Genomic DNA, 1,103 nt, shown 5'->3' with positions numbered 1-1,103 from the left:
TTGACAAGGAGAGTTTTGTACAGGAAATAAGGGATTACTATGAATTGTATCCAGATATCTATACTGACGGACATGGTGGCTGGGAACCTCATTTTATTCTTATAGGTGAGATAGAACAGATTATAGATTAAATGGATATGCTATATTTGATATTATTTACATAGAAAGGACAAAATTTTTATAAGAAGAATTGATTTTTTTATTTTTTGAAAATATATGAATGAACTAATATTATATTCATTCAATAATATAATAAAGGAGATTTTATCATGGACAAACAAGGAGTTAAAAAAATGAATGGATTAGGTATTACAGGAATTTCTCTTGCCATTATTGGTATTTTGATCATTATTTGGGGAGCTACACTACAACAGGTTGATTTATCAAACCCTGATTTTATGTCCTTTGCGACTGGAGGTATGATTTTGCTGGCTATAGGGTTATGTATGATTGCCGGCTTACCTGTTATTTTAAAAATTGCGGGTATTTGGTTGGTGGCATTGACTACCATGATTTATATTTACAGCCTACCTAATACTGATTTGCTTATCAAACTGATTGGCTTTATTCCTGTTATCGCACTGGCTACTTGGCTATCTTTTAAATTTTGGAAATGAGGAAAATAATGAAAAGAGGTAAAAAATGTTGATAATTATTATATCTATTCTGGTGGCTATATGCCTTATTTCTTGGGGTGTAATAACCTATCTTGGACGTAGTCAAGCTTTGTCTTTAAAATCCATTGAAAATTTCAATGGGGACCTTTACTTAATACATTTGACGAAACCTACTAATATGACATGGAAAGCAGGGGCTTATGCCAAGTTTACACTCCCTGATACTTCTTCTACTACTAATAAAAACGAAGCTAAGGGAGAGCAAACCAGTCGATGGCTAACTATTGCCTCCACACCTGATGAAGATGAGATTCTCATTTTGACTCATAATAGTGGTAGCAACTTTAAGAACACCTTGACACATTTACCGGCTGGCAGTGAGATTGAGATGAGTTGGCTGGATTCCTCTTTGACTGTTAAAGATACGAATCAGCCACTAGTTTTCTTTGCATCTGATGTTGGTATTTCTGCTCTACGCCCCCTTAT

General features: G+C 34.3%; 1 protein-coding gene and 1 pseudogene. Both read left to right on the top strand.

Features of this window, described 5'->3' with window-relative positions:
• The first annotated feature begins 293 nt into the window (after nt 1-293).
• Nucleotides 294-617 (top strand): hypothetical protein, encoded by a 324-nt coding sequence (locus tag GMD4S_RS09195; RefSeq protein ID WP_025172607.1) that lies wholly within the window; start codon nt 294-296, stop codon nt 615-617.
• A gap of 8 nt (nt 618-625) precedes the next feature.
• Nucleotides 626-1,103, top strand: a pseudogene (locus tag GMD4S_RS09190) (ferredoxin reductase); the annotation flags it as partial.

Source organism: Streptococcus sp. GMD4S, assembly GCF_000296955.1.
This window is presented reverse-complemented; position numbering and strand designations above follow the sequence as displayed.

Bases quoted from the DNA above. Each gene is read 5' to 3' on its own strand.
- GMD4S_RS09195 (WP_025172607.1), top strand. From the start codon at position 294: ATGAATGGATTAGGTATTACAGGAATTTCTCTTGCCATTATTGGTATT.